The 23,714-nt window shown below is 66.1% G+C and carries 23 protein-coding genes and 1 pseudogene; 18 read left to right on the top strand and 6 right to left on the bottom strand.

The features are described 5' to 3' along the window. Nucleotides 1-13: 13 nt before the first annotated feature. The 3 genes from lpxB to ABNX08_RS11275 are packed head-to-tail and all read left to right on the top strand — an operon-like array spanning nt 14 to nt 2,740. Entirely contained in the window at nt 14-1,222 is a 1,209-nt protein-coding gene (gene lpxB, locus ABNX08_RS11285) for a lipid-A-disaccharide synthase (protein ID WP_022535323.1), read from the top strand. After that, on the top strand, nt 1,222-1,938 hold the full coding sequence (gene rnhB / locus ABNX08_RS11280; RefSeq protein WP_022535322.1) for a ribonuclease HII: 717 nt from the start codon (nt 1,222-1,224) through the stop codon (nt 1,936-1,938). Before lpxB ends, rnhB begins: the two co-directional genes overlap by 1 nt. Nucleotides 1,939-1,963: 25 nt before the next feature. Then, nucleotides 1,964-2,740, top strand: a complete 777-nt coding sequence (locus ABNX08_RS11275; RefSeq protein WP_041681063.1) for an RNA methyltransferase — start codon at nt 1,964-1,966, stop codon at nt 2,738-2,740. Nucleotides 2,741-2,785: 45 nt separating this feature from the next. Here the strand turns inward: ABNX08_RS11275 and ABNX08_RS11270 are convergent, their stop codons facing one another. Next, nucleotides 2,786-3,589 (bottom strand): pyruvate, water dikinase regulatory protein, encoded by an 804-nt coding sequence (locus tag ABNX08_RS11270; RefSeq protein WP_010809585.1) that lies wholly within the window; start codon nt 3,587-3,589, stop codon nt 2,786-2,788. A 449-nt stretch (nt 3,590-4,038) separates the two neighbouring features. On the opposite strand from ABNX08_RS11270, the gene ppsA reads away from it, so the two are divergent. From ppsA to ABNX08_RS11255, 3 genes are all read left to right on the top strand, one after another. After that, nucleotides 4,039-6,423, top strand: coding sequence for a phosphoenolpyruvate synthase (gene ppsA / locus ABNX08_RS11265; RefSeq protein WP_022535320.1), 2,385 nt, complete (start codon nt 4,039-4,041; stop codon nt 6,421-6,423). Nucleotides 6,424-6,573: 150 nt separating this feature from the next. Further along, nucleotides 6,574-6,996 carry an NfeD family protein gene (locus ABNX08_RS11260; protein WP_022535319.1) on the top strand — a complete coding sequence of 141 codons (423 nt, stop codon included), beginning with the start codon at nt 6,574-6,576 and terminating at the stop codon, nt 6,994-6,996. Between the two features lie 103 nt (nt 6,997-7,099). Continuing rightward, nucleotides 7,100-8,029 carry an SPFH domain-containing protein gene (locus tag ABNX08_RS11255; RefSeq protein ID WP_022535318.1) on the top strand — a complete coding sequence of 310 codons (930 nt, stop codon included), beginning with the start codon at nt 7,100-7,102 and terminating at the stop codon, nt 8,027-8,029. Between the two features lie 50 nt (nt 8,030-8,079). On the opposite strand, the gene smpB is transcribed toward ABNX08_RS11255, so the two are convergent. Next, the gene (smpB, locus tag ABNX08_RS11250) at nt 8,080-8,532 is read right to left on the bottom strand and encodes an SsrA-binding protein SmpB (protein WP_022535317.1); all 453 of its coding nucleotides are present in this window, start codon (nt 8,530-8,532) and stop codon (nt 8,080-8,082) included. Between the two features lie 177 nt (nt 8,533-8,709). Here smpB and ABNX08_RS11245 point away from each other — a divergent pair, with 177 nt between their 5' ends. Beyond that, nucleotides 8,710-9,147: a type II toxin-antitoxin system RatA family toxin gene (locus ABNX08_RS11245; RefSeq protein ID WP_041681466.1), complete on the top strand. Its 438-nt coding sequence runs from the start codon at nt 8,710-8,712 to the stop codon at nt 9,145-9,147. Then, nucleotides 9,134-9,481, top strand: coding sequence for an RnfH family protein (locus tag ABNX08_RS11240; protein WP_022535315.1), 348 nt, complete (start codon nt 9,134-9,136; stop codon nt 9,479-9,481). Before ABNX08_RS11245 ends, ABNX08_RS11240 begins: the two co-directional genes overlap by 14 nt. A 64-nt stretch (nt 9,482-9,545) precedes the next feature. Here the strand turns inward: ABNX08_RS11240 and ABNX08_RS11235 are convergent, their stop codons facing one another. Both ABNX08_RS11235 and ABNX08_RS11230 read right to left on the bottom strand, forming a co-directional pair. After that, nucleotides 9,546-10,073 (bottom strand): DUF4124 domain-containing protein, encoded by a 528-nt coding sequence (locus tag ABNX08_RS11235; protein ID WP_022535314.1) that lies wholly within the window; start codon nt 10,071-10,073, stop codon nt 9,546-9,548. A gap of 209 nt (nt 10,074-10,282) precedes the next feature. After that, nucleotides 10,283-11,242: a DMT family transporter gene (locus ABNX08_RS11230; protein ID WP_022535313.1), complete on the bottom strand. Its 960-nt coding sequence runs from the start codon at nt 11,240-11,242 to the stop codon at nt 10,283-10,285. A gap of 138 nt (nt 11,243-11,380) precedes the next feature. Here ABNX08_RS11230 and guaB point away from each other — a divergent pair, with 138 nt between their 5' ends. From guaB to guaA, 3 genes are all read left to right on the top strand, one after another. Then, on the top strand, nt 11,381-12,844 hold the full coding sequence (gene guaB / locus ABNX08_RS11225; RefSeq protein WP_022535312.1) for an IMP dehydrogenase: 1,464 nt from the start codon (nt 11,381-11,383) through the stop codon (nt 12,842-12,844). Between the two features lie 182 nt (nt 12,845-13,026). After that, nucleotides 13,027-13,638, top strand: coding sequence for a hypothetical protein (locus tag ABNX08_RS11220; protein ID WP_022535311.1), 612 nt, complete (start codon nt 13,027-13,029; stop codon nt 13,636-13,638). Beyond that, nucleotides 13,613-15,232, top strand: coding sequence for a glutamine-hydrolyzing GMP synthase (gene guaA / locus ABNX08_RS11215; RefSeq protein WP_022535310.1), 1,620 nt, complete (start codon nt 13,613-13,615; stop codon nt 15,230-15,232). The genes ABNX08_RS11220 and guaA overlap by 26 nt, the downstream gene beginning before the upstream one ends. Before the next feature lie 153 nt (nt 15,233-15,385). Here the strand turns inward: guaA and ABNX08_RS11210 are convergent, their stop codons facing one another. Together ABNX08_RS11210 and ABNX08_RS11205 are read right to left on the bottom strand one after the other, a co-directional pair. Beyond that, a complete protein-coding gene (locus tag ABNX08_RS11210) occupies nt 15,386-16,069 on the bottom strand; it encodes a GntR family transcriptional regulator (protein WP_022535309.1) in 684 nt (227 codons plus the stop codon). Nucleotides 16,070-16,150: 81 nt separating this feature from the next. Then, the gene (locus ABNX08_RS11205) at nt 16,151-16,981 is read right to left on the bottom strand and encodes a shikimate dehydrogenase (protein WP_349607336.1); all 831 of its coding nucleotides are present in this window, start codon (nt 16,979-16,981) and stop codon (nt 16,151-16,153) included. A 135-nt stretch (nt 16,982-17,116) separates the two neighbouring features. Here ABNX08_RS11205 and ABNX08_RS11200 point away from each other — a divergent pair, with 135 nt between their 5' ends. The 7 genes and pseudogenes from ABNX08_RS11200 to ABNX08_RS11170 all read left to right on the top strand — a co-directional run bounded on the left by ABNX08_RS11200 (nt 17,117) and on the right by ABNX08_RS11170 (nt 23,704). Continuing rightward, on the top strand, nt 17,117-18,226 hold the full coding sequence (locus ABNX08_RS11200) for a glycerol dehydrogenase (protein WP_349607337.1): 1,110 nt from the start codon (nt 17,117-17,119) through the stop codon (nt 18,224-18,226). Nucleotides 18,227-18,258: 32 nt separating this feature from the next. Further along, nucleotides 18,259-18,384 (top strand): annotated as a pseudogene (locus tag ABNX08_RS11195) (aldehyde dehydrogenase family protein); the annotation flags it as partial. A gap of 154 nt (nt 18,385-18,538) precedes the next feature. Continuing rightward, a complete protein-coding gene (locus ABNX08_RS11190) occupies nt 18,539-19,351 on the top strand; it encodes a transketolase (RefSeq protein ID WP_349607397.1) in 813 nt (270 codons plus the stop codon). Between the two features lie 5 nt (nt 19,352-19,356). Further along, nucleotides 19,357-20,337: a transketolase family protein gene (locus tag ABNX08_RS11185; protein WP_022535304.1), complete on the top strand. Its 981-nt coding sequence runs from the start codon at nt 19,357-19,359 to the stop codon at nt 20,335-20,337. A 94-nt stretch (nt 20,338-20,431) separates the two neighbouring features. Then, nucleotides 20,432-21,697 (top strand): ABC transporter substrate-binding protein, encoded by a 1,266-nt coding sequence (locus tag ABNX08_RS11180; RefSeq protein ID WP_022535303.1) that lies wholly within the window; start codon nt 20,432-20,434, stop codon nt 21,695-21,697. An 84-nt stretch (nt 21,698-21,781) separates the two neighbouring features. Next, nucleotides 21,782-22,666 (top strand): branched-chain amino acid ABC transporter permease, encoded by an 885-nt coding sequence (locus ABNX08_RS11175; RefSeq protein ID WP_349607339.1) that lies wholly within the window; start codon nt 21,782-21,784, stop codon nt 22,664-22,666. Nucleotides 22,667-22,681: 15 nt separating this feature from the next. After that, nucleotides 22,682-23,704 carry a branched-chain amino acid ABC transporter permease gene (locus tag ABNX08_RS11170; protein WP_022535301.1) on the top strand — a complete coding sequence of 341 codons (1,023 nt, stop codon included), beginning with the start codon at nt 22,682-22,684 and terminating at the stop codon, nt 23,702-23,704. Nucleotides 23,705-23,714: the final 10 nt, after the last annotated feature.

The raw sequence follows: 23,714 nt of genomic DNA, 5'->3' as shown, positions 1-23,714 counted from the left end.
GGCCGGACCGGACATGGTCGACGCCGCGATTCGGGGCGACGTGCCCACGGGCAATGGGAGCGTAACAGGCAAACGCGGCACCATCGCCATGGTGGCCGGAGAGGCCTCGGGCGACCTGCTGGCATCGCTGATGATGGGCGGGCTCAAGGCCCGCCTTGGCGACACGGTCGAGTATTCCGGCATCGGCGGCAAGCGCATGATGGCGCAGGGTTTTACCTCGCGCTGGCCGATGGAAACGCTGTCGGTCAACGGCTACGTCGAGGTGCTGGGCTCGCTGCGCGAGATCCTGGCCACACGCCGCGCCGTGCGCGACTGGCTGCTGGCCAATCCGCCGCTGTGCTTTATCGGGGTCGATGCCCCGGATTTCAATTTCGGGCTGGAAGTGCCGCTGCGGCGCGCCGGCATCCCGGTGGTGCATTTTGTCAGCCCGTCGATCTGGGCCTGGCGCGGCGGGCGCATCCGCACCATCGCGCGCGCGGTGGATCACATCCTGTGCCTGTTCCCGTTCGAGCCCGAGATCTACGCCAAGGCCGGCATCCCCGCCACCTACGTGGGCCATCCGCTGGCTGACGTGATCCCGATGGTGCCCGACGTCGCCGGGGCGCGCGCCGAACTCGGCCTGCCTGCCGGGCACCGCGTGGTCGCCGTGCTGCCGGGCAGCCGCCAGTCCGAGGTGCGCAACCTCGGCGCCACCTTCTTTGCCGCGATGGCTCGCATGCAACGCATGGACCCGAATCTGGCGTTCGTGCTGCCGGCGGCCAGCGCGCCGCTGCGCGCCATCGTCGAGGAACTGCACGCGCAGTATCCCGAACTCCGCCTGACCATCGTCGATGGCAAGTCGCACCAGGCCATGGAAGCCGCCGACGTGGTGCTGCTGGCCAGCGGCACCGCCACGCTCGAAGCGGCGCTGTACAAGAAACCGATGGTGATCTCCTACAAGGTGCCCTGGCTGACCGCGCAGATCATGAAGCGCCAGGGTTACCTGCCGTACGTGGGATTGCCTAATATCCTTTCAGGGCGCTTCGTCGTGCCGGAACTGCTGCAGGACGATGCCACGCCCGAGGCGCTGGCCCGCGAAACGCTGCTGCAGCTCAACGACGAGGGCAACACCGCCTTTCTCTACGAGCATTTCACCCGCATGCACGAGACGCTCAAGTGCAATACCGCGCAACGGGCCGCCGATGTGGTGGTGGACCTGATGCACAGCCGGGGGACCGTCTGATGGCGCGACGCAATGCTGAATCGCCGCAGATGGGGCTGGATCTTGCCCCGGCCGCTGCCGCCGTGCAGCGCCTGTGCGGTGTCGATGAAGCGGGCAGGGGACCGCTGGCCGGGCCGGTCTATGCCGCCGCCGTGGTGCTGGACCCGAAGCGTCCGATCCGCGGGCTGGCCGACTCCAAGATCCTGACCGCCGCCAAGCGCGAGCAACTCTACGACAAGATCTGCGAACGCGCGCTGGGCTGGCATATCGCCTTCGCGACGGTTGAGGAGATCGACACGCTCAACATCCTGCACGCCAGCATGCTGGCGATGCAGCGTGCCGTGCAGGGGCTGGCCGCCAGCGGCGTCGTGCCGGACCTGGTGCAGGTCGACGGCAACCGCTGCCCGCAGGTGCCGTTCCCGGTGGAAGCCATCGTCAAGGGCGATGCTCTGGTCAGGGCGATCTCGGCCGCGTCGATCCTGGCCAAGGTGGCGCGCGACCGCGAGCTGAGGGTGCTGCACGAGCGCTATCCGCAGTACGGCTTCGATTCGCACGTCGGCTATGGCACGCCGCAGCACCTTGCCGCGCTGGCCGAGTTCGGCGCCACGCCGCACCACCGCCGTTCGTTTGCGCCCGTGCGCGAGGCGCTGGAGCAGCGGCCCATGTTCACCGGCATGACCGCGATGGCCGAAGTTACCCAGGTCACCGCCTCGGTTTCGGTCACGGTCGCGCAGTGAAGCGCACCTACCTGATCTCTGCATCGTGAAGCACGTCACCTCGCGCGACAACGCGCTGTTCAAGCATTTGAAGGCCCTGGCCACTTCCACGCACCAGCGCCGCAAGGCCGGGCAGTCGCTGCTCGACGGCGTGCACCTGGCGCAGGCCTATGTGGCCGCGCGCGGCCAGCCGGTCACCTGCGTGGTGTCGGAGCGCCATTACGACCATGCCGAGGTGGCGCCGCTGCTGGCGCTGGTCCAGGCCGAGCGCGTGGTGGTGCTGGCCGATGCGCTATTCACGCAGATCAGCGGCGTGGTCAACGGCATCGACCTGATGCTGGTGATCGAGACGCCGTCCGGTCACCTGCCGGCGCGGATCGAGGAGGACTGCGTGATCCTGGACGGCGTGCAGGATGCTGGCAATGTCGGCTCGATCCTGCGCAGCGCCGCCGCGGCGGGCATCCGCCACGCGTTCCTGGCCACCGGGTGTGCCTTTGCGTGGTCGGTCAAGACGCTACGCGCCGGCATGGGCGCGAACTTCCACCTGAATATCGTCGAGCACTGCACCGTGGATGCGCTCGCGCCGCGGCTGGCGGTGCCGGTGATGGCTACCTCGTCGCACGCCGATGCGGCGGTGTTCGATACCGACCTGCGCGGGCCGGTGGCGTGGGTGGTCGGCAATGAAGGTGCGGGGGTCAGCGAGGCGTGGATGCAGCACGTCACGCGCAAGGTTGGTATCCCGCAACCCGGCGGGCTGGAATCGCTTAACGTGGCGGCTGCGACGGCGATCTGCCTGTTCGAGGCGGTGCGGCAGCGGCGCTGAGCGGGCCAGGCACACAATAAAAAAGCGGCCCGGACGGCCGCTTTTTTAATAGTTGTCGCGATCGACCTTGATCTCCTGCAGGATCGTGGTCGCGATCTCCTCGATCGACTTGTGCGTCGACGACAGCCATTTGATGCCTTCGCGCCGCATCATCGCCTCGGCCTCGTTGACCTCGTAGCGGCAGTTCTCCAGCGCCGCATACTTGCTGCCAGGGCGGCGCTCGTTGCGGATTTCTGTCAGGCGCTGCGGGTCGATGGACAGCCCAAAGATCTTGGGCTTGAACGCATACAGCGCCGAGGGCAGTCGGCCGCGCTCGAAATCGTCCGGGATCAGCGGGTAATTTGCTGCCTTCAGCCCGTATTGCATCGCCAGGTAGAGGCTGGTCGGTGTCTTGCCGCTGCGCGACACGCCCACCAGGATCACATCCGCTTCTTCCAGGTTCTTGTGTGACTGACCGTCATCATGCGCCAGCGAGAAGTTGATGGCCTCGATCCGGTTCTTGTACGCCTCGGTATCTGCATTCTGGTGGAAGCGCCCGATGGCGTGGGTGGACTTCAGGCCCAGTTCCTTTTCCAGCGGCTCGATGAAGGTCTGGAACATGTCCAGAATCATCGCCTTGGCGCGGCGCAGTGCCTTGTTCGCTTCCTGGTTGACCAGCGTGGTGAAGACGATGGGCGGCACGCCTTCGTTGTGGAAGGCCTCGTTGATCTTGCCGACGGCGATATGTGCCTTTTCCGGGGTGTCGACGAAAGGCATGCGCACCTTGCGGAAGCGCATTTCGAACTGGGCAAGGATCGAGTGGCTGAAAGTTTCCGCGGTGATGCCGGTGCCATCCGAGACGATGAACACGGTACGCACCGCCGGGCGATCAGCGCCCTGGGCAGCGCCGGCTGGCGCGCTTGCGGGTGCAGTCGCCGCCACGGTGGCGGAGGGGGATTCAGGCTGCGTTCCAGGCTGGGACCCGGAAACCGCTGCACCGGGCGCTTCTGGCTGGGACATGGGTTGCGCAATAAATAGATTCAATCTTCCGCAAAAAAGTGCGGCGCAGCACGGTAGAATAGCGGCGATCTTTTCGCTAAGCAATTCCGCATGGCGCCCGCAGCTGCAACGATCGGGGCCGGAATTGTCGACAATGTGCGCTGCGAGATGAGCGCTGTCGAGAGCCGCAGCGCACGAGACCCACAGCGCAGAATCCCAGCTGCCAGGGGGTTGCTTAGCCAAGCGATCGGTCCGGGAACAGAACATCAAGAACATACCGGGCTTACGCGTCAGGTTTTCTACTTTGTTTTGAGGCTCTCATGACTAACCAGGCAGATAACGGCGCCTATGTGCTGCCGTTCGAGCAGTTGCGCATGGCTGACGTGGAAATCGTCGGCGGCAAGAATTCGTCGCTGGGCGAGATGATCTCCCAGCTGGCGGAAGCCGGCGTCCGGGTTCCCGGCGGCTTTGCCACCACCGCGCTCGCCTTCCGCGACTTCATCGCCCACAACAACCTGACCGAGCGCATCTCGCAGCGCCTCAAGGCGCTGGACGTCGACGACGTCAAGGCGCTCGCCGAGGCCGGTGCCGAGATCCGCGGCTGGGTCGCTGCCGCGCCGTTCCAGCCTCGCCTGGAACAGGAGATCCGCGAGTACTATGCCCGCGTGTCCGAGCGCGAAGGCGCCGAAGCGTCGTTCGCCGTGCGTTCGTCGGCCACCGCCGAAGACCTGCCCGACGCCTCATTCGCCGGCCAGCAGGAGTCCTACCTGAACGTCAGCGGCATCGACGACGTGCTCGACAAGATCAAGCACGTGTTCGCCTCGCTGTACAACGACCGCGCCATTTCCTACCGCGTGCACAAGGGCTTTGCCCATGACGTGGTGGCACTATCCGCCGGTATCCAGCGCATGGTCCGTTCGGACCTGGCCGCCTCGGGCGTGATGTTCACCATCGACACCGAATCCGGCTTCCCCGACGTGGTCTTCATTACCTCCAGCTATGGCCTGGGCGAAACGGTGGTGCAGGGCGCGGTCAACCCGGACGAGTTCTACGTCTTCAAGCCGACGCTGCAGGCTGGCAAGTACCCGATCATCCGCCGCTCGATCGGCTCCAAGCTGATCAAGATGGAATTCACCAAGCCGGGCGAACCCGGTCGCGTGAAGACCGTTGACGTGCCGGGCGAACTGCGCAACCGCTACTCGATCACCGACGAGGACGTGACCGAGCTGTCCAGGTACGCGATGATCATCGAGAAGCACTATGGCCGCCCGATGGACATCGAGTGGGGCAAGGACGGCAAGGACGGCAAGATCTACATCCTGCAGGCCCGCCCGGAAACGGTGAAGAGCCAGTCCGCCGGCAAGGCCGAACTGCGCTTCAAGCTCAAGGGCACCGCGCCCGTGCTGACCAGCGGCCGCGCCATCGGCCAGAAGATCGGCACCGGCCCGGTCCGCGTCATCAACGACCCGTCCGAGATGGAACGCGTGCAGCCCGGCGACGTGCTGGTGGCCGACATGACCGACCCCAATTGGGAACCGGTGATGAAGCGTGCCTCGGCCATCGTCACCAACCGTGGCGGCCGTACCTGCCACGCGGCCATCATCGCGCGTGAACTGGGTGTGCCGGCCGTGGTCGGTTGCGGCGATGCCACCGACGTGCTGAAGGACGGCACGCTGGTGACGGTGTCGTGCGCCGAGGGCGACGAAGGCCGCATCTACGACGGCCTGCTGGAAACCGAAGTGACCGAAGTCCAGCGTGGCGACATGCCGGAAATCGACGTCAAGCTGATGATGAACGTGGGCAATCCGCAGCTGGCGTTCGACTTCGCGCAGATCCCGAACTGCGGCGTCGGCCTGGCCCGCCTGGAATTCATCATCAACAACAACATCGGTGTCCACCCGAAGGCCATCCTCGACTATCCGCAGGTCGATGCCGACCTGAAGAAGGCCGTGGAAAGCGTGGCTCGTGGCCATGCCAGCCCGCGCGCGTTCTACGTCGACAAGCTGGCCGAGGGCATTGCGACGATCGGCGCGGCGTTCTATCCGAAATCCGTGATCGTGCGCCTGTCGGACTTCAAGTCCAACGAGTACAAGAAACTGATCGGCGGTTCGCGCTACGAGCCGGACGAGGAAAACCCGATGCTGGGCTTCCGCGGCGCGTCGCGTTATATCGCCGACGACTTTGCCGAAGCGTTCGAAATGGAATGCAAGGCCATGAAGCGCGTGCGCGATGAAATGGGCCTGACCAACGTCGAGATCATGGTGCCGTTCGTGCGTACGCTGGGCCAGGCCGAGAAGGTCATCGAGCTGCTGGCCAAGCACGGCCTGAAGCGCGGCGAGAACGGCCTGCGCATCATCATGATGTGCGAAGTGCCGTCCAACGCGATCCTCGCCGAAGAGTTCCTGCAGTACTTCGACGGCTTCTCGATCGGCTCGAACGACCTGACCCAGCTGACGCTGGGCCTGGATCGCGATTCGGGCATGGAACTGCTGGCCAAGGACTTCGACGAACGCGACCCGGCAGTGCGGTTCATGCTGTCGCGCGCCATCGAGGCGTGCATCCGCCTGGACAAGTACGTCGGCATCTGCGGCCAGGGCCCTTCGGATCATCCGGATTTTGCCGCGTGGCTGGCCAAGGAAGGTATCAAGTCGATCTCGCTGAACCCGGACTCGGTGGTCGAGACCTGGCGCCAGCTGGCTTCCTGAGGCATTTGACGTCACAATAGCGCTCAATGACAATATGCCGGCGCCTTCGGGCAGCCGGCCGGCACCGGCCCTGCGTCAGGTGTTGTTACTGCCCCGCAGACGCTGAAAGCGCTGCGGGGTTTTTACTTTTCGGGATCAACGGGAGCTGGGATGGCTTACTACATCTGGTTCGTGGCAGCGGTCGTGCTGGTGATCGTCGAGATGAATACCGGCACGTTCTACCTGCTGATGGTGGCGGTGGGCCTCGCCGCCGGCGGCGTCGGGGCCTTGCTCGGCCTGTCGCCAGCCGCGCAGACGCTGGTCGCGGCCCTGGTCGCGGCGGTGCTGATCGTCGGGCTGCGCCGCACCCGCTTTGGCAAGCTGCGGCGCGGCAATGCCGCCGTCGATCCCAACGTGAATCTCGATATCGGCCAGGAGCTCGACGTGCCCGCCTGGGATGCCAACGGGCGCGCCCGCGTGCCATACCGCGGCGCCGACTGGACCGTGGAGCTGGCGCCCGATTGCACCGCCGCACCGGGCCGCTACCGCATCGTCGCGGTGCGCGGCAGCACGCTGGTCGTGTCTCCGCGCTGAAGCCGTATTCCGTTGCGCCGCGCGGTGCTGCTGCGTGGCGATCCATCCACCTGCTGCCATCCGGCGGCTCCGTACCGATGTTTCCTGTCTGGAGGGTTGTTACATGCTCGCTTTTCAGCTTGGCCTGTTGCCGCTGATCGTCCTCGTCGCCGTGATCGTGCTGATTGCCAAGGGCATCAAGATCGTGCCGCAGCAGCACGCCTGGGTGCTGGAGCGCCTGGGGCGCTACCATGCGACGCTGACGCCGGGGCTGTCGATCGTGGTGCCGTTTGTCGACCGCGTCGCCTACAAGCACGTGCTCAAGGAAATCCCGCTGGACGTGCCCAGCCAGGTCTGCATCACCAAGGACAACACGCAGTTGCAAGTCGATGGCGTACTGTACTTCCAGGTCACCGACCCGATGAAGGCGTCCTACGGCTCGAGCAATTTCGTGGTGGCGATCACGCAGCTGTCGCAGACCACGCTGCGCTCGGTGATCGGCAAGCTGGAGCTTGACAAGACCTTCGAGGAACGCGCGTTCATCAACCACAGCGTGGTCAACGCGCTGGACGAGGCCGCCGCCAACTGGGGCGTCAAGGTGCTGCGCTACGAGATCAAGGACCTCACCCCGCCCAAGGAAATCCTGCACGCGATGCAGGCGCAGATCACCGCCGAGCGGGAGAAGCGCGCGCTGATCGCCGCCTCGGAAGGCAAGCGCCAGGAGCAGATCAACCTCGCCACGGGCGCGCGTGAAGCGGCGATCCAGAAGTCCGAAGGGGAACGGCAGGCGGCCATCAACAGGGCGCAGGGGGAAGCTTCGGCGATCCTGGCGGTAGCTGAGGCTAACGCCCAGGCGATTCAGAAGATCGGCAATGCGATCCGCACCGAGGGCGGCATGGACGCGGTCAACCTGAAGGTGGCCGAGGAATATGTCGCGGCCTTCGGCAACCTGGCCAAGCAGGGCAATACGCTGATCGTGCCGGGCAATATGGGCGAGATGAGCAGCATGATCGCTTCGGCGCTGCAGATCGTGAAGGGGCAGAAGGCGGCCTGAGGGCGCCTCAGGGCGCCTGAGACGCGCCGCAGCAAGCGCGGCGCCGGGACTTACTCCTTGGTGCCGCCCTTCAGAATGCGGGCCTTCTCGCGCTGCCAGTCGCGCTGCTTCTCGGTCTCGCGCTTGTCGAACTGCTTCTTGCCCTTGGCCAGGCCGATCTCGCACTTTACGCGGCCGCGCGTGTAGTGCAGGTTCAGCGGTACCAGCGTGTAGCCGCGCTGCTCGACCTTGCCGATCAGCTTCTTGATCTCGTCGGCCTTGAGCAGCAGCTTGCGGGTGCGTACCGGGTCGGGATTGACGTGGGTGGAGGCGCTCTGCAGCGGGCTGATATGGGCGCCGATCAGGAACATCTCGGCGTCGCGCACCACCACGTAGCCTTCCTTGATCTGCACGCGGTTGGCGCGGATCGCCTTGACTTCCCAGCCTTCCAGCACGATCCCGGCCTCATATCGCTCTTCGATGAAGTAGTCGAAAAAGGCCTTTTTGTTGTCTGCGATGGTCATGCGTGCGGGTGGGCGAACAATGAGTGGAATCCGGTCGGATCGCTGCAGTGCCGCATGGCGAGGTGCCGCCATACGCCAGCGTCGGCTAAAATCAGCATTTTAGCAAACCAGCCCCGGTACCGGCTCATGCTGCCGCGCGTTGCGCACGGCATGGCCGGAAGCCAGATTTCCCACTACATGGCAGACGTCCATAAATCCGTGCTGCTCGGCTACTCCGCCGCGCAGATGTACGACCTGGTCACGCGCGTGGAGGACTATCCCAAGTTCCTGCCATGGTGCGGTGGCGTGGAGGTGTTCGAGCAGACCGAGACCATGCTTGACGCCAAGATCCATATCCACTTCAAAGGGATCCAGCAGTACTTCCATACCCGCAATACGCAGGAGCGCCCGACGCGCATCGATATGACCTTCGCGGACGGGCCGTTCAAGACCTTCAACGGCGCGTGGCGCTTCACGCCGCTGCGCGAGGATGCCTGCAAGATCGAGTTCCACCTGCACTACGAGTTTTCGAGCCTGCTGCTGGAAAAACTGATCGGTCCGGTGTTCAGCATGATCGCCAACACCTTTGTCGATGCCTTCGTCAAACGTGCCGAGGTCGTCTATGGCACCAGCTGATACCGGCGCGGCGACCGTGCATATCGCCGTCTGCTATGCGCGGCCCGACAGCGTGTTCCTGAAGGAGATCGATGTGCCCGCCGGGAGCACCATCGCGGCGGCCATCGTTGGCTCCGGGCTGCAGCAGGCCTGCCCTGAGGTGGACCCTTCGACCATGCGTGTTGGCATCTTCGGTAAGCTCAAGACGCCCGAAACCTTGGTGCGCGAGGGCGATCGCGTCGAGGTTTACCGGCCGCTGACGGCCGACCCCAAACAGGCTCGGCGCAAGCGCGTGCAGAAGCAGCGCGAGGGCGGGGCGCGCGAAGGCCAGAAATGGCTGCGCGGGAATGGCTGAGCTGCGGATCAGCAGGTGACTGCGGAAGACGGGGCGCTCAAGCGCCCCGCCTTGCTTTCCACGCTCAGTTGCAGTTCTTCTCGAGGCTGGTGCTGGTCTTGAGCATCTCGGCCTGGCGCTGCTCGCTGTTCAGGTGTTGCAGCGATCCGTCCGGGCCAGCCACGGCGGCGCGCATGCCATTCTGCAGGCCGCTGGCGTAGTTGCGCAGCTGGGCGCAACGGGCCTCGCGTTCGGCGCTCTCGCTTTCCTTGCGGGCTTCGTCGGCGGTGGCTTTCAGGCGCGCCTCGCGGCGTTTCTGGAAGGCTTCTTCAGCCGTAGGGGCGGGAGGCGCCACCGGTTTTGCCGAGGCCCTGGCAGGGGCCGGAGACGCCTGAGGGGCCTTGGCGCTGTCCGCAGCGGCGGCTTCCACCGGCAGGTACTCGCCGGCAACGCGGCCCGGGGCGCGCAGGATCCTGGCGGCGGCCGCCGACGGCGGCACATCGCTGTAGACCATGCGGCCGTTGGCATCGCGCCACTGCCAGTAGGCGAGGGCGGGGACGGGGGCGGCGGTGATGGCGGCGGCAAGCAGGCACAGCACGGACGATCGTTTCATGGCGAGACGTCTGAAAGTGGCTCGGAAGTAACTGGTGCGGCTGAAGGACTGCGGGGCCGCCGGCTGCGCGCGAGGCAATGCCGCGGCAGGACAGCCGCGGCGCTGGCTTGGCGCCCGTCATCGACGTAGCGCCGGTTTGACCCTGGGTACTGCTGTTCTGGATGCTGTTTTTCGTGGCGCGTGTGACCCCCGCGCCATCGTTCGCTAGTCTACGCAGACTTGTCGCTGGCGTGCAAGCGCACTGACCAGGCCACGCCGATCATCAGCAACACAATGGCGGCGATTTCCAGCGGCCGCGGCCAGCGGTGGTCGAAGACAAAGCCATACGCCAGCGCGAACAGCGTCTCGAACACAATCATCTGGCCCGACAGCGTCAAGGGCAGGCGCCGGCTGGAGATATTCCACAGGTTGTTGCCGATCAGCGACGCGCCCAGCGCCACCGCCGCGTTGACCATCCAGAACCACTGCCAGTCGCGGCCGCCGTCGCCCGCGCTCAGGGTGTCGCCCGCGAACAGCCAGCCGATCACGGCCAGAACCGCCGACACCGCGCCGGTCGACAGCCCGTACAGCGCCGACCATTCGTTGCCGCTGTAGTGCGGGTTGCGCTGCAGGTAGCGCGCATTGTCCACGGCGTAGAGCGTCCAGCAGACCAGCGCGCCGGCCGCGCAGCAGACCCCGGCCAGCTTCTGCCAGACCGGGCGCACCGCCGCGCCGGCGGCGGCCGCATGGGCGCTCTGGCCCCCGCCAAACAGGTCAATATTGATGCAGGCGATGCCGGCGGCCACCACCAACAGCGGCCATACCAGCCGGGGCAACGGCACCGCGCCTTGGTCGCGCCGGCCCATGATGGTGACGGAGATCGGCAGGATGCCGATGATCAGCGAGGTCGGGCCGACCCCGGCCAGCTGCACGCCGAAGGCCAGCAGCACGTAGTAGAGCAGGTTGCCGGTAAAGGCCTGGCGCAGCAGCGCCACGCAGTCGGCGCCGGTCAGCTTGCGGGCGATGCGCTTCATCAGCGGCAGTGCGGCCACGAAGGCGACCAGCCCGTAGGCCAGGTAGCGGCCGATGGCGAGTTCCCACGGCGAAAACACGGGCAGCAGTTTCGGGGCGATAAACACCATGCCCCAGAAAGCGCCTGCCAGCAGCCCGCACAATACGCCGATTCCCATACTTCGCTTCGCCCGAGTAAAAAGACGAGGAGCATAGCAGACGGCATCTAGAACCCGTACGGGTTCTGAACCCCATTGCGGTGCATCAGCAAAGCGCGCATTCCTGTATAATTCGCTTTTGCGCCTAGAGGATTTGCTATGCGTCTTGTCCAGAAAGCACTCACATTCGATGACGTGCTGCTCGTCCCGGCCTATTCGGCCGTCCTCCCCCGGGATGTTTCCCTTCGTACCCGCCTGTCCCGTTCGATCGAACTGAACATTCCGCTGGTGTCCGCTGCCATGGACACGGTGACGGAGGCTCGCCTGGCGATCTCCATGGCGCAGGCCGGTGGTATCGGTATCGTCCACAAGAACCTGAAGCCGGCCGACCAGGCCCGCGAAGTGTCGCGCGTGAAGCGCTACGAGTCGGGTGTGCTGCGTGATCCGATCACCATCTCGCCGGACGTCAAGATCCGCGATGTGATCGCCCTGTCTCAGCAGCACGGCATTTCGGGCTTCCCGGTGCTGGAAGGCAAGACCGTGGTCGGCATCATCACCAACCGCGACCTGCGCTTCGAGGAGGAACTCGACGCCCCGGTGCGCGCCAAGATGACCCCGCGCGAAAAGCTGGTGACCGTGGCCGAAGGCGCGCCGCTGGAAGAAGCCAAGCGCCTGATGAACCGCCACCGCCTCGAGCGCGTGCTGGTGGTCAACCAGGCCTTCGAGCTGCGCGGCCTGATCACGGTGAAGGACATCCAGAAGGCGGTCGACAACCCGCTCGCCAGCAAGGACGACCACGGCCAGCTGCGTGTAGGCGCCGCAGTTGGCGTGGGCCCGGACAATGACGAACGCGTCGAGCTGCTGGTCAAGGCTGGCGTCGATGTGATTGTGGTTGACACGGCACACGGCCACAGCCAGGGCGTGCTGGACCGCGTGCGCTGGGTCAAGCAGAACTTCCCGCAGGTGCAGGTGATCGGCGGCAATATCGCCACCGGCGACGCCGCGCGCGCGCTGGTCGAGCATGGCGCCGACGGCGTCAAGGTCGGCATCGGCCCGGGCTCGATCTGCACCACCCGTATCGTGGCAGGCGTGGGCGTGCCGCAGATCACGGCTGTCTCCAACGTGGCCGAGGCGCTCAAGGGCACCGGCGTGCCGCTGATCGCTGACGGTGGCGTGCGCTACTCCGGCGACGTGGCCAAGGCCCTGGCGGCCGGCGCACACACCGTGATGATGGGCGGCATGTTCTCCGGCACCGAAGAGGCGCCGGGCGAGGTGTTCCTGTACCAGGGCCGCTCGTTCAAGAGCTACCGCGGCATGGGTTCGGTGGGCGCGATGAAGGACGGCGCGGCTGACCGCTACTTCCAGGAAGACAACACCGCCAACGTCGACAAGCTGGTGCCGGAAGGCATCGAAGGCCGCGTCCCCTACAAGGGCTCGGTGATGGCGATCATCCACCAGCTCACCGGTGGCGTACGTTCCTCGATGGGCTACTGCGGCAGCAAGTCGATCGCCGACTGGCATGAGAACGCACAGTTCGTCCAGATCACGGCAGCCGGCATGCGTGAATCGCACGTGCACGACGTGCAGATCACCAAGGAAGCGCCGAACTACCATATCGACTGACGCGCAGCGGTTGCGCCCGTCGCCTCGCGGCGGCGCGCAACGGCACGATCGTCGGGGCGAGGGCGCGCCACTGCTGGCGCGGCCTTCGCCAGACCGGAATCCCATCCGGCCCTGGCCACGCCATGCCGGCGTTGTCTTGACGCCAGCCGCACCCTCGGCCGGGCCCAAGACGAGGAGCGCCAATGAAGGTATTGCTGCGAGCCGTGCTGTTTTTCGATGCCCTGGTGGATTTGCTGCTGGGCATCCTGCTGTTGATGTCCCCGTTCACCACGCTGTATGCGGCACTGCAGTTGCCGCAGCCGCAGCCGGCCCTGTTCGGGCAGTTGCTGGGCGTGGCCCTGGTTGGGCTGTCCGTGCTGCTGTGGCAGGCCGCGTTCAACGGCCAGCTGACGGTGCCGGTGGCGCGCACGGCCGGCTATGTGAACCTGGCCAGCGCATTGCTGATCATCGGCTGGATGGTGTTCCTGGAGCTGCCGCTGGAAGGCGCCGGCAAGATCTGGCTGCCTACCATCGCCGTGGTGCTGGCGTTTTTTGCCGTGGTGCAGATTCCCGCGGCAAGGCGCGTGCGCGAGCGCGAACGGCAACTGAAGATGGAACGCGCACTGCAGGAACAGGAAACCAGGAAGGAACCCGGCGTCGCCCCCGCGGCGCGCCACACGAATACCCCAGAATACCGGCGCGAGCCGGTCATCACACCGCCGCCGGGCTATGGCCCCGGCACGGAAGTCGTGACCGAGCCCGCAACGGAAGACACGCCATCGGCCCATCATGCACGACAAAATCCTCATTCTTGATTTCGGCTCGCAGGTCACGCAGCTGATCGCCCGCCGCGTCCGCGAGGCGCACGTCTACTGCGAAATCCACCCCAACGACGTCTCCGACGACTTCGTGCGCGAGTACGCCCCCAAGGCCATCATCTTGTCGGGCAGCCACGCCAGCACCTATGAAGACCACCAGCTGCGCGCGCCGCAGGCGGTGTGGGACCTGGGCGTGCCGGTGCTGGGTATCTGCTACGGCATGCAGACCATGGCCGTTCAACTGGGCGGCAAGGTCGAGTGGAGCGACCAGCGCGAATTCGGCTACGCCGAGATGCGCGCCCACGGCCATACCGCGCTGCTCAAGGACGTCGAGGATTTCCGCACGCCGGAAGGCCACGGCATGCTCAAGGTCTGGATGAGCCACGGCGACAAGGTCACCGGCCTGCCGCCGGGTTTCAAGCTGATGGCCTCGACGCCGAGCTGCCCGATCGCCGGCATGGCCGACGAGGCGCGTCACTACTACGCCGTGCAGTTCCACCCCGAGGTCACGCACACCGTCAAGGGCCGCCAGATGCTGGAGCGCTTCGTGCTCGGCATCGCCGGCTGCCAGCCTGACTGGGTCATGCGCGACCACATCGAGGAAGCCGTCGCCAAGATCCGCGAGCAAGTGGGCGACGAGGAAGTGATCCTGGGCCTGTCGGGCGGCGTCGATTCGTCCGTGGCCGCTGCGCTGATCCACCGCGCCATCGGCGACCAGCTCACCTGCGTCTTCGTCGACCACGGCCTGCTGCGCCAGGACGAAGGCAAGATGGTGATGGAGATGTTCGCCGGCCGCCTGCACGCCAAGGTCGTGCATATCGACGCCTCCGAACAATTCCTCGGCCACCTCGCCGGCGTGACCGATCCCGAGCAGAAGCGCAAGATCATCGGCCGCGAGTTCGTCGAAGTGTTCCAGGCCGAGGCCAAGAAGTTGACCAACGCCAAGTGGCTGGCGCAGGGCACGATCTATCCGGACGTGGTGGAATCGGGCGGCACCAAGACCAAGAAGGCCACCACCATCAAGAGCCACCACAACGTGGGCGGCCTGCCGGAAACGCTGGGCCTGAAGCTGCTCGAGCCGCTGCGCGACCTGTTCAAGGACGAAGTGCGCGAGCTCGGCGTGGAGCTGGGCTTGCCGCCGGAAATGGTCTACCGCCACCCGTTCCCGGGCCCGGGCCTGGGCGTGCGTATCCTGGGCGAGGTCAAGCGTGAATACGCCGAGCTGCTGCGCCGCGCCGATGCTATCTTCATCGAAGAGCTGCGCAAGACCATCGCCACCGAACAGGACGCCGCCGCGGGCCTGTGCGAGCCGGCCCAGGTCGGCAAGAGCTGGTATGACCTGACCAGCCAGGCGTTTGCGGTGTTCCTGCCGGTGAAGTCAGTCGGCGTGATGGGCGATGGCCGTACCTACGACTACGTCGTCGCGCTGCGCGCGGTGCAGACCACCGACTTCATGACGGCGCACTGGGCGCACCTGCCGTATGCGCTGCTGGGGCGTTGTTCGAACCGGATCATCAATGAAGTGCGTGGGCTGAATCGGGTTGTGTATGACGTGTCGGGGAAGCCGCCGGCGACGATTGAGTGGGAGTAAATCCGGCTCAGGCAGGGCCCGGCAGGGTCCTGTAGCCTCCTGTGCCAGCGACTGAAAGGTCGCTGGCACATGCCAGCCGGTGCCAGGTGCCCGGCAGCAAGACAAGCACTACGCTTCCTGGCGCCGGATCCGGCGCCGACCAGCCGGGTCGGTTCAGGCGGACTCGCGCTCTTCACGCATCGCCATCCATTCCAGCAACACCGTCTTGCCCCACTGAATGTCATCGCGGATCGCCTGCGAGGCGGTGGCCGGGTCATGGCGCTCCAGTCCGTCGAGCACCCGGTAGTGCGGATGCGAGTCCAGGCTTTCGCGGCTGGCGCGCAGTTCGGTATGGAAGATGTGCAGCAGCGGACCCATGCGCACCCACATGCTTTCGACCACCGCATACAGGTTGGTCAGCCGCGATGCCGCCATCAGCTCGAAATGAAACTTGCGGTTCTGCGCCGCGGCCTCGCGCGGGCTGACCGCGACGGCCTTGATAAAGGCTTCGTGCGTCTTGCGCAGCCGCGCGATTTCCTGCGGCGTGATGCGCAGCGCGGCGGCCTCGGCAGCGGCACCTTCCAGCAGCGTGCGCATCAACTGGATTTCCGCGACGGTGTCGGGATCCAGTTCGGGTACGGTGATCGAGGTGGCGGCAGTCATGGTCAGCGCCTGTTCGCTGACCAGCCGGAAGATCGCCTCGCGCACCGGCGTCGAACTGGTGCCCAGCGATTGCGCGAGATCGGCCACGCGCAGACGTTCGCCGGGCACGTACTTGCCGCTCATCAGTGCGGAGCGGATCTGTTCATAGACTCGGGAAGAGAGATTGCTTTTCTCCACCCGCGCGAGCTCTTTCATGGGTCCTGCCTCAACCGTCGATATATGGACACATCATATATGATGTGCCCTCTCGGATTGCACCCGTTCCGGTGTGGCGCGCTATTGTTCGCGCCCCTCGCCAAGCAGGTAGTCGGCCAGTAGCCGGATCTGCGCGGTAACCATGTGCTCGCCGCGATGCACGCGGCAGCCGCGCGCCCGTGCCGCCACCAGCAGGGCGGTCTCGGCCGGCTGCATGATGACCTCGGCGACGATGGTGCCGGGGCGCAGCAGGGCGGGGTCGAGCGGTAGCGGGTCGTCCGCCTTCAGGCCCAGCGAGGTGCCGTTGACGACCAGTTCCCAGTCGCCATCCGGACTGGCGGCGGCCTGCACTGCGGCACCCGGTCGGCGCGCCTTAAGCAGCGCCGCCAGGTCCTCCGCCTTTTCGCGCGTACGGTTCACCACGGTCAGCTGCGCCACGCCGGCATCGAGCAGCGCGGCGGCCACTGCCGTGGCAGCTCCGCCGGCGCCGAGCAGCAGGGTGCGCTTGCCTGCCGGGTCGATCTGGTTTCCGCGCATCCCTTCGACAAAGCCAATGCCGTCGTACATCGCGCCAATGAAGCGGCCATCGGCCGTGCGCCGCACCACGTTGCAGACCTCCAGGTCTGCGGCAATCCCTTCCAGTTCATCGCAAAGGCCTGCCATCGCCTGCTTATGCGGCACGGTGATGATCAGGCCCGCCAGGTTCTCGACCTCGCGCAGGCCGCGTACTGCCTCGGCCAACTGCGCGGGCGCGATCTGCCAGGGCACCAGGACCGCGTTGGTGCCGGACTCGGCCATATAGGCATTGAAGAATGACGGCGTGCGCACGTGGTGGGTGGGGTAGGCGAGGATCACGATGACGCGGGTATGGCCGTTGATGGCGGCGCGGGGCTGAAGATCGGCTGGCTGCATGAGTGTCTCCTGGACTGGCATCGGGGTTAGTACGCAAAAAAAAGTTGCTTGTCTGCTTACGGCGATGATGTAGGATATATCCTATATCATGTACGGCAAAGCGGCGAGCGCCGCGTGACAGCGAGAGGAGACAACGTGCAAGCAGTATTTGGATCGCCCGGGCGCTACGTCCAGGGCGCGGGAGCCATCGAGGTGCTGGGAGAGCATGCCGCGCGCGTGGGCAGCGATGCCTTGCTGGTGGCCGACCGCATGGTGATGGACATGGTCGGCGAGCGGCTGGCGCGCCAGTGCGAACAGGCTGGCGTGGCGACGCGCCGCGCCAGCTTCGACGAAGCGTTGACGCCCGGCCTGGTGGCGCGCCTGGCCGACGAGGCCGGCCCGGCACGGCCCGACCTGGTGATAGCCGCTGGCGGCGGGCGCAGCATCGATGCGGGCAAGGCACTGGCCGACCACTTCGGCGTGCCGGTGATCACCGTGCCCACGGTCGCGTCCAACGACGCGCCGACCAGCAAGAACTATGTGCTGTATGACGAGGCGCACCGCCTGCTGGCCGTGCGGCACCTGCCATATAGCCCCAGCAGCGTGATTGCTGACACCGCGCTGATCGCCCAGGCGCCCGCATCGATGTTGCTGGCGGGCATCGGCGACGCCATCTCGAAATCGTTCGAGGCCGAGCAATGCGCGTGTGCGCCGGCGGGGCGCAATATGTTCGGCACGCGCCCGTTGCTGTCGGCCGCAGCGCTGGCGCGTGCCTGTCACGCGGTGCTGATGGCGGACGCGGAAGATGCGCTGGCCGCCGCCGGTACCGGCGCGCCCACGCCCGCGTTCGAGCGCGTGGTGGAGGCCACCATCCTGATGTCGGGCCTCGGCTTCGAGAGCGGCGGCTTGTCGATCGCGCATGCGCTGACGCGCGGGCTGTCGGCGCTGCGCGAAGCCAGTCACGCGCCGCACGGGCTGCAGGTGGCCTTTGGCCTGCTGGTGCAGCTGGAACTGGAACGGCGCGACGACTCGGTGCGCATCGAGGTCGAAGCGCTGTACCGCCGCATTGGCTTGCCCTTGTGCCTCGCCGACCTGGGACTGCCCGATGCGACCCAGGACGAGCTGCGCCATGCCGCCGAGCTCTCGCTGGCTGCGCCCCATATCCGCAACTTCATGCGCGAGCTGGACGCCGACGACCTGGTCGCGGCGATGCGCGCGGTGAATGCGCGCGCGCTGCAAATGCTGCAACCAGCGGAGGCATCATGAAACTGCGCGATGCTGAATTGCTGCGCACGCGCGGCCTGATCTCGACCGCCATGGCGCCCTTCGGCGGCAGCAAGGAATCCGGGCTCGGGCGCGAGGGTGCGCGCCACGGCATCGAAGACTACCTGGAACTGAAGTACCTCTGCTTGGGCGGCATCTGACGGCCGCCATGGCTGCCAGCCGCTCATGCTTTTGCACATTACGAGGATATATGATGCATCAAAAAAATGGAGATGTGAGATGAACCAGCCTGTAGCACCTGCGCTCGTCAGTACCGCCGCCGACCCGTTCGCGCCCAGCGTCGAACAGGTGGCGATGCTCAGGGAGCGCGCCACCTTCGTGCGCCTGGAGACGATCCGCCTGATCGAGATCGCCAAGACCGGCCACTACACCTCGGTGTTCTCCGCGGCCGAGACCTTCGCCGCGATCTACTACGACGTGATGAAGCTGCGGCGCGGCGAGCCGGCCTGGCCCGGGCGCGACCGCTTCCTGATGGGCAAGGGCCACGCCGCGGTGGGGCTGTTCCCGATCCTGGCCGACCTCGGCTTCTTTCCCAGGGAATGGCTGGATGACTACACCCGGCTGGGCAGCCCGCTGGGGGACCACCCCGACATGCGCAAGGTGCCCGGCATCGATTTCAGCTCGGGCTCGATCGGGCATGCGCTGTCCGCCGGGCTGGGCATGGCGCTCGCGGGCCGGCATGCGGGCCAGGACTTCACCACCTTCGTGATGCTGGGCGACGGCGAGATGCAGGAGGGGCAGGTGTGGGAGGCGGCGATGTCGGCCGCGCACCATCGCACCGGCCGGCTGATCGCCATCGTCGACCGCAACGGCTACCAGCTCGACGGCGCGGTCGACGAGGTGATGGGCATCGAGCCGCTCGACGCCAAGTGGAAGGCGTTCGGCTGGGAAGTGCATACCGTCGACGGCCACGATGTGGCGGCGCTGACCGCGCTGCTGCGCCGGCTGCGTGCCGACACCGCACGCACGCAGCCCGTGTGCGTGATCGCCAAGACCGTCAAGGGCAAGGGCGTTTCCTACATGGAGACCGAGCCGGGCTGGCACCTGGGCTACCTGGCCCCGGACGACGCGCAGCGCGCCATCGAAGAAATTCTCGCAAAGGACTGACCGCAATGAACCAGCCACTCTCCAAGGACTCCTGGCAATACCGCGGCCTGAACGCGATCACACCCGGCCTCAGCTACCTGTCCGACGGCCTGATCGATCTGGTCGAAGCGGGCGCGCCGGTGCTCGCCGGCTCCGCCGACCTGCAGTATTCGAACGGACTGAGTCGCTTTGCCCAACGGTATCCGGACCGCTATATCCAGTTCGGCATTTCCGAGCAGAACATGGTGACGGCCGCGGCTGGCATGGCGACCGCTGGCTACACGCCCTTCGTCGCCACCTTTGCCTCGTTCCTCGCGCTGCTGTGCTGCGAGCAGATCCGCATGGACGTGGCCTATTGCGCGCTGCCGGTGCGCTTGATCGGCCATCACGCCGGCATCTCGCTGGGCTTCTACGGCACGTCGCACCATGCCACCGAGGACCTGGCCATCATGCGCTCGATCGCGGACCTGACCGTGGTCGCACCGGCCGACGGCCCGCAGTTGCGCGCGGCGATCCATGCATCGAAGGACCATGCCCGGCCGATCTATTTCCGCATCGGCCGCGGCCGCGAGCCCGCCGTCTACGACGAAGGCATCACCTTCGAATTCGGCAAGGCGATCGAGCACCTGCAGGGCGAAGAGCTGACGCTGATCGCGACCGGTTCGACCGTGCATCCGGCGCTGGAAGCGGCAAAGCGCCTGAATGCAGCGGGCCGCTCGGTCGGCATGATCGACATGGCCACCGTCAAGCCGCTCGACCGCGAGGCGGTGCTGCGCGCGGCAGCGCGCTCCAAAACGATCATGACGGTGGAAGAGCACAACGTGCTGGGCGGCCTGGGCGGCGCGGTGGCCGAGGTGCTGGCCGATGCCGGCGCGGGCACGCGGCTGGTGCGCCACGGCATCCTCGACGAATACAGCCTGATCGCGCCACCGACCCACCTGTACGCGCACTACAAGCTCGATGCCTCTGGCATCGGCGAACTGGCGCAGCAGGTGATGGCCGCCTGACCTGCTAGGCGCGGGCTGCGTGCCCGCGCCGGATGACAGAAGCAACACAGAGTTGCACCGGGCCGTCGTGCCCGGACCGGACCAGGAGACACTCATGCATACCCACCAACTTTCGTCCCGCCGCCGCTTTATCGGCGCCGCGGCCTTGCTGCTGGCGCTGGCGGGCGGCAACGCCGTCGCGCAAGTCAAGGAAATCCCGATCGGCTTCGTGCTGCCGCTGTCGGGCGGCGCCGCCACCATCGGCAACCAGACCAAGCTCGGCGCGGAAATCGCCGCTGAGCAGATCAACGCGGCGGGCGGCATCAAGGCGCTGGGCGGCGCGCGCCTGAAACTGGTGTTCGCCGACAGCCAGTCCAAGCCCGATGTCGGCGTGGCGGAAACCGAGCGCCTGATCCAGCGCGAGAGCGTCACGCTGATCGTCGGCGCGTACAACAGCGCGGTGACTTTCCCGGCCACCGAGGTCGCCGAGCGCTACAAGGTGCCCTGGCTGGTCACCGGTGCGGTCAAGGACGAGATCACCGAGCGTGGCTTCAAGTATGTGTTCCGGCCCAACAACAAGGCCATCTACGACGCGCGCGAGCAGATCGACGCGCTCGACCTGCTGAAAAAGGAGACCGGCAAGGGCCCGAAGAGTATCGGCCTGTTCTACGAGGGCACCGACTGGGGCCGCTCGCACGCCGCCAACGTCAAGAAGCTGGCGAAGGAGCGCGGCTACGCCATCTCGCTCGATGAGTCGTATCCGCCCAACCAGACCGACCTGTCGGCGCAACTGCTCAAGATTCGCAGCGCCAAGCCCGATGCGCTGATCGTCGTAGCCTACACGCCGGACCACATCCTCTTCACGCGCCAGCTTGCCGAAAGCCGCGTGTACGTGCCCTATGGCATCCACTCGGTCGGCGGCGGCTCGGAGGATCCAAACTTCTACAAGGCGGTATCGCCCAAGGCGGTCGAGAACATGTTCGTGCAGGACGACTTCCAGGTCGACATCATGCGCGCCGCCAAGGATCCGGCCATGGTCGCCGCCGATGCGAAGTTCAAGACGGTCCTCGGCTATGGCATCAATTCCTATGGCGCACAGGGCGTGTCCAACGTCTACGTGGTCAAGGATGCGCTGGAGCGCGCCGCCTCGGTCGAGCGCGAGAAAGTGCGCGACGCCCTGGCCAGGACCGACATCAGCAGCGGCCCCGCGCTGATCACCGGCTACCAGCGCATCAAGTTCGACGCGCAGGGCCAGAACACCTTTGCCCACGGCGTGATCTCGCAGAACCAGAACGGCGAGCGCCGCACCATCTGGCCGGCATCGAACCGGCTGGCAGGGGTGACGCCGGTGTGGCCGCTGCCGGCACCCGGCGCGCGCTGAGCGTCCGGCAGGACGGCCCGGCACGCCGTGCCGGGCCGGGTGTATCGCAACGCGGGCGCTGCCCGTGATTATCGAGATAGTGACATGGACCCAACCATTCTGGCCTACGCCGTGGTCAACGGCGTGCTGCTGGGCGGCATCTACGGTGGCATCGCGCTTGGCCTCAGCCTCATCTTCGGCGTGCTGAGGGTGATCAACTTCGCGCATGGCTCCTTCCTGATGCTCGCCATGTACCTGAGCTACCTGATCTGGTCGGTATTCGGCCTGCATCCTTACCTGACCGTGCTGTTCACCGTGCCGCTGCTGTTCCTGCTCGGCTACTTCACCCAGGCGGTGGTGATCGCGCCGCTGTTCCGGCGCGAGGCCACCATGGTGGTCGAGCCGCTTGGCGCCTTGCTCCTGACCACCGGCGTGTTCCTGGTGATCGACAACGGCATCCTGATGGCCTTCGGCCCCGACGTGCGCACAGTCACCACCGATGCGCTCAGCGGCTCGATCGACGTGGCGTCGCTGCCGGTCAACGTGCCGCGGCTGATCGCTTGCGTGGCGGCGGTGGCGGTCGCCGCCGGCCTGTCGTACTGGCTGCGCTACACCGACACCGGCCGCCAGATCCGTGCCACCGCGCAGAATCGCGACGCCGCGGCGCTGTCGGGCATCAACGTAGGCCAGGTCTACAACGTCACCTTCGGCATCGGCGCCGGTATCCTCGGGCTCTTCGGCGCGCTGCTGGTGCCGTTCCTGTCGGTATCGCCAACCACCGGCCTGGGCTTCGGCATCAAGTCCTTCCTGGTGGTGGTGCTGGGCGGCATCGGCTCGATCCCGGGCTCGTTGCTCGGCGGCCTGGTGCTGGGCGTGTTCGAGTCGGTCGCCTCGCAGTTCGTCACGGCGACTTCCGCGTCGGTATTCTCGTTCTGCCTGTTCATCATCGTGTTGCTGTTCCGCCCCAACGGGCTGCTCGGCCGTAAGTAGGGGAGGGCCATATCCATGACCGTGTCCAGGACCAATATCAATGCCGTGATCGGGATACCGCTGATGGCCATTGCCGGGGTGTTGCCGCTGTTCGTGCAGGACAGCTACGCGCTCCATTCGCTGATCATGATCCTCTACTTCGCCTACATGGCGTCGGCGTGGAATTTTGTCTGCGGCTATGTGGGGCAGCTGTCGCTGGGGCACTCTGTGTTCGCTGGCGGCGCCGGCTATGTCACCGTGCTGCTGTTCACCCAGCTGGGCGTGTCGCCGTGGCTCGGCATGTTTGCCGGCGGGGTGGCCGCGGCGCTGCTGTCGGTGTGCATCGGCTATCCCACCTTCAAACTCAAGGGGCCGTACTTCACGCTGACCACCATCGCCTTTGCCGAGATCGTGCGCATCTGGATCGAGAACACCGACGAGTTCCTCGGCATTCCGCTCAAGGGCGCGCAGGGCCTTGTCATTCCGCCATCGCAGGCAGGCTGGCTGGCGTTCCAGTTCGACGGCAAGGTGCCGTACTACTACATCATCTTTGCCATGCTGGTGGCGATGCTGCTGGCCACGTTGGCGCTGGAGCGCTCGCGCCTGGGCTACTACCTGAAGGCGATCCGCGGCGACGAGGCCGCCGCGCAGGCGGTAGGCGTCAGCACCACGCGCTACCCGATCATCGCGCTGGCCATCAGCGCGTTCATGACCGGGCTGGGCGGCGCTTTCTATGCCCAGTTCTTCCGCTATATCAACCCGGAGCGGAACATGGGGCTGGACCTGTCGATCGACGCCGCCATCATGGCCATCGTCGGCGGCCAGGGCACCATCATCGGCCCGGTGCTGGGCGCCTTCGTGCTGCACCCCATCGCCGAACTCGCCCGCGCCTGGTTCGCCGGCAAATTCCTCGGCCTGCACCTGGTGATCTACGGCCTGATCCTGATGGCGGCGGTGCTGTATTTCCCCAAGGGCATCATCGGCCCGCTCGAACGGCTGCTGCGCTACCGGCGCGCACCGCATGCCCCGGCCAAGGCCGTCGTCGCCAAGGACGCCTGAAGGAGGATCC

The organism is Cupriavidus sp. DF5525, assembly GCF_040149425.2.
GTDB lineage: Bacteria > Pseudomonadota > Gammaproteobacteria > Burkholderiales > Burkholderiaceae > Cupriavidus > Cupriavidus pickettii_A.
This window is presented reverse-complemented; position numbering and strand designations above follow the sequence as displayed.

Coding starts and splice junctions, on each gene's coding strand:
- ABNX08_RS11175 (WP_349607339.1), top strand. CDS start 21,782: ATGGACCCAACCATTCTGGCCTACGCCGTGGTCAACGGCGTGCTGCTG.
- ABNX08_RS11240 (WP_022535315.1), top strand. CDS start 9,134: ATGGCACCAGCTGATACCGGCGCGGCGACCGTGCATATCGCCGTCTGC.
- ABNX08_RS11205 (WP_349607336.1), bottom strand. CDS start 16,981: ATGCAGCCAGCCGATCTTCAGCCCCGCGCCGCCATCAACGGCCATACC.
- ABNX08_RS11180 (WP_022535303.1), top strand. CDS start 20,432: ATGCATACCCACCAACTTTCGTCCCGCCGCCGCTTTATCGGCGCCGCG.
- ABNX08_RS11255 (WP_022535318.1), top strand. CDS start 7,100: ATGCTCGCTTTTCAGCTTGGCCTGTTGCCGCTGATCGTCCTCGTCGCC.
- lpxB (WP_022535323.1), top strand. CDS start 14: ATGGTCGACGCCGCGATTCGGGGCGACGTGCCCACGGGCAATGGGAGC.
- ppsA (WP_022535320.1), top strand. CDS start 4,039: ATGACTAACCAGGCAGATAACGGCGCCTATGTGCTGCCGTTCGAGCAG.
- smpB (WP_022535317.1), bottom strand. CDS start 8,532: ATGACCATCGCAGACAACAAAAAGGCCTTTTTCGACTACTTCATCGAA.
- guaB (WP_022535312.1), top strand. CDS start 11,381: ATGCGTCTTGTCCAGAAAGCACTCACATTCGATGACGTGCTGCTCGTC.
- guaA (WP_022535310.1), top strand. CDS start 13,613: ATGCACGACAAAATCCTCATTCTTGATTTCGGCTCGCAGGTCACGCAG.
- ABNX08_RS11185 (WP_022535304.1), top strand. CDS start 19,357: ATGAACCAGCCACTCTCCAAGGACTCCTGGCAATACCGCGGCCTGAAC.
- ABNX08_RS11190 (WP_349607397.1), top strand. CDS start 18,539: ATGCTCAGGGAGCGCGCCACCTTCGTGCGCCTGGAGACGATCCGCCTG.
- ABNX08_RS11260 (WP_022535319.1), top strand. CDS start 6,574: ATGGCTTACTACATCTGGTTCGTGGCAGCGGTCGTGCTGGTGATCGTC.
- ABNX08_RS11170 (WP_022535301.1), top strand. CDS start 22,682: ATGACCGTGTCCAGGACCAATATCAATGCCGTGATCGGGATACCGCTG.
- ABNX08_RS11210 (WP_022535309.1), bottom strand. CDS start 16,069: ATGAAAGAGCTCGCGCGGGTGGAGAAAAGCAATCTCTCTTCCCGAGTC.
- ABNX08_RS11245 (WP_041681466.1), top strand. CDS start 8,710: ATGGCAGACGTCCATAAATCCGTGCTGCTCGGCTACTCCGCCGCGCAG.
- ABNX08_RS11230 (WP_022535313.1), bottom strand. CDS start 11,242: ATGGGAATCGGCGTATTGTGCGGGCTGCTGGCAGGCGCTTTCTGGGGC.
- ABNX08_RS11235 (WP_022535314.1), bottom strand. CDS start 10,073: ATGAAACGATCGTCCGTGCTGTGCCTGCTTGCCGCCGCCATCACCGCC.
- ABNX08_RS11220 (WP_022535311.1), top strand. CDS start 13,027: ATGAAGGTATTGCTGCGAGCCGTGCTGTTTTTCGATGCCCTGGTGGAT.
- rnhB (WP_022535322.1), top strand. CDS start 1,222: ATGGCGCGACGCAATGCTGAATCGCCGCAGATGGGGCTGGATCTTGCC.